General features: G+C 70.8%; 3 protein-coding genes. All 3 read right to left on the bottom strand.

The features are described 5' to 3' along the window. Nucleotides 1-274 precede the first annotated feature (274 nt). The gene (locus tag G6R25_RS23415; RefSeq protein WP_163554594.1) at nucleotides 275-688 is read right to left on the bottom strand and encodes a DUF3037 domain-containing protein; all 414 of its coding nucleotides are present in this window, start codon (nucleotides 686-688) and stop codon (nucleotides 275-277) included. Further along, nucleotides 681-1661, bottom strand: a complete 981-nt coding sequence (locus tag G6R25_RS23410) for a HipA family kinase (RefSeq protein WP_163554593.1) — start codon at nucleotides 1659-1661, stop codon at nucleotides 681-683. Before G6R25_RS23410 ends, G6R25_RS23415 begins: the two co-directional genes overlap by 8 nt. Nucleotides 1662-1727: 66 nt before the next feature. Then, nucleotides 1728-2387: Crp/Fnr family transcriptional regulator (locus G6R25_RS23405; RefSeq protein ID WP_163554592.1), on the bottom strand; the 660-nt coding region annotated here is incomplete at its 5' end.

Below are 2387 nucleotides of genomic sequence, written 5' to 3'. Positions count from 1 at the left end.
CCTGTTCAGCAACAACCAGTCAGCGATCCGCTACGGCACCCTGTGGTAACGGGCGCGGCCACTCGGGCCGTCCCACCGCTCACCGGCAACCGTCGCTGACGACGATCGGGCGGGGCGGCAGGATCCCTTTTCGCCGCCCCGCCCTCGCCGCCTGAAGGCTCGCCTCGCTTCCTTGCCCTAACAGCCCCTCGCCTCCGTTCTACCCCTGCGGAAAGGCGGGGAAGACAGGCAAGGGGGTGTGGGCAGCTCCGGTGGTACGGGCGGCAGCGGCGAGTCACCGGGAGGTGGAATCGGGGACCGGCGGTACCGGCCGATCGACCAGCAGGGTGGCGAGGCGGTCCAGCTCGGCCTCCGGGTCGCCGGTCAGGCCGGTGTGGACAGGCGAAGTCTGCACGACGGTGCTGCGCGGCGCGGTCAGCCAGCGGAACCGCTCGCCGGCGGTGAGCCGCCCAGCCGGGCCGGCCTGCTCGCCGCCGCAGCAGACGGCGCGAAACGCAGCCAGATGGGCGACGATGACGGCCGGGTCGAGGTAGGGATCGAGGATGCCCAGGCGCCCCTCGTCGAGCCGGCAGCGCAGGTCCAGGTAGCGGGAGCGCTGGCAGTACAGCATCACGCCGACGTTGACGAACTCGCCCCGCTCCACCCGCGGGACGATCCGGATCACCGCGTACTCGAACAACTCACGCATCGCGGTTCTCCGCAGCCGCCGCTCCACCGGTGCGCAGCCAGTCCCCGGCTCGCAGCCAGTCCGGCCGCCCCGACCCCGCCGCACCAGCCCCACCCGGACCGACAGCCCCACTCGAGCCGACAGCCCCACCCGGGCCGGCCGAGCCAGCGCCGTGCCGGTGGCTGGCGATCGCGGCCGCCACCCGAGCGCCCGGCGCCACCTCGGCGGCCGGGCGTGCCTCGGCCACTGCCGCGGTGACCGCGTCGCGCCAGGACGCCCGGGCCGCGACCCGCGCCAGCAGCCAGGAAACGTAGTCGGCACGGGAAACGTCCAGCCAGGCGTCGGGTACCCGGGCGACGACGGCGGTCAGCAGCTCCGCGTCGATCCGGGGGGCCAGCGCGGCGTCGGCGGCGGCGAACGTCGCGGGTTCAGCCGCCACGACCGGTAGGACCACATGATCGGCGATGCCGGGCAGGACCCGACCGACCGCCGCGGCCGCGCCCGCCCAGTCGTGGTGGGGATACAGGGCGGCACCGTGATCGATCAACCACAGCCGACCGCCCCAGACCAGCAGGTTCGGGTTGCGCCAGGATCGGTCGACGTTCAGCGTCAGGACGTCGAGCCAGAGCACGCGGGCGGCGGTTTCGGGCGTGGCATCGAAGGCCAGCGGATCGTAGGTGATGGACCCGGGGAGGTAGTCCATGCCGAGGTTGAGCCCGGCGCTGGCCCGCAGCAGGTCCTGGACCTCCTGGTCCGGCTCGGTGCGCCCGAGCTCGGGGTCGACGTCGATGAGGACGAGCTCGGGCACCGCGAGCCCGAGCTCGCGGGCGAGCTCGCCGACGATCACCTCGGCGACCAGCGCCTTCGGCCCCTGCCCGGCGCCGCTGAACTTGACGACCCAGGTGCCGAGGTCGTCGCCCTCCATCAGGCCGGGCAGGCTCCCGCCCTCGCGCAGCGGCGTCGCGTAGCGCACCGCCGTGACGTGTCGCAACATCCCGCCATTGTGCACACCGCCCCGCCGGATCTTGGTAGATCAGCTTTCAAGCGCTCCCTGGCGACGTCACGAGCTGCCCGCGGGCAGGTTCGCCGCACGCTGAAGTTGCTCCAGATCGCGAATGAGAAGCGATCGGTAGCCGGTATCAAGTATCCCGCGCTGCCGTAGCTCACGAAGCGCTTTGTGCACCGTCGGCTCGGCGGCTCCCACCAGCCCGGCGAGCTCCGGCTGTGTCAGCGGTATGCCCACCGATCTGGTCCCCTGGCCAGCGTCACTGCCGTATGCCCGCTGCAGCTCGAAGACGACTCGTGCGACCCGCATCGCCACCGAGCAGCCGCCGAACTCGACATGCCGACGCGTCGCGGACCGCAGCTTGGCGCCGATGGTGCTGCTCACCACCTGATGCACGTCCGGTTCGCGGCGCAGCAGAGAAAGAAATTCCTCTGCCCGGATCATTTTTGCAACCACGCTCCCGGCCGCCGTGGCGGACCGCGGCTCGGAGTCCAGCCCGGCGAGCTCACCCACCAGATCACCGCCATGACGAATTGCCAACAGCGCGATTCCGCCGTTCTCGGTCGCCGCCGTGATCTTTACCCAACCTCGAAGGATAAGTACCACGAAGTCAGTTCGATCATCTTCCCGAATGAACGTTTCTTCGCGGCGGTACTCCCGAAAATGGCCACTTTTGAGGATCTCTGCACGGCTGCTCGCCGCAAGACGACCGAG

Source organism: Candidatus Frankia alpina (genome assembly GCF_902806485.1).
GTDB classification, from domain to species: domain Bacteria; phylum Actinomycetota; class Actinomycetes; order Frankiales; family Frankiaceae; genus Frankia; species Frankia alpina.
The sequence above is the reverse complement of the archived record's forward strand: the minus strand, read 5'-3'. Positions and strand labels throughout refer to the sequence as shown.

Coding starts and splice junctions, on each gene's coding strand:
- G6R25_RS23415 (WP_163554594.1), bottom strand. CDS start 688: ATGCGTGAGTTGTTCGAGTACGCGGTGATCCGGATCGTCCCGCGGGTG.
- G6R25_RS23410 (WP_163554593.1), bottom strand. CDS start 1,661: ATGTTGCGACACGTCACGGCGGTGCGCTACGCGACGCCGCTGCGCGAG.